Genomic DNA, 231 nt, shown 5'->3' with positions numbered 1-231 from the left:
CTGGTGGGTTCGGTCCTCCACGAAGTCTTACCTCCGCTTCAACCTGCCCATGGCTAGATCACTCCGCTTCGGGTCTTGAGCGTGCTACTGAATCGCCCTGTTCGGACTCGCTTTCGCTACGGCTTCCCCACCCGGGTTAACCTCGCAACACACCGCAAACTCGCAGGCTCATTCTTCAAAAGGCACGCAGTCACGAGAACAAGGCAAGCCTTGTTCCGACGCTCCCACGGC

General features: G+C 58.9%; 1 rRNA gene. It reads right to left on the bottom strand.

Annotation, left to right across the window (positions count from 1 at the left end):
- Positions 1-231, bottom strand: a 23S ribosomal RNA gene (locus IG99_RS43935); the annotation flags it as partial.

This window comes from Streptomyces griseus subsp. griseus (assembly GCF_000720255.1).
Classification (GTDB): Bacteria; Actinomycetota; Actinomycetes; order Streptomycetales; family Streptomycetaceae; genus Streptomyces; species Streptomyces griseus_I.
Note: the sequence above shows the minus strand (reverse complement) of the source record. Positions and strands in the feature narration are given on the sequence as shown.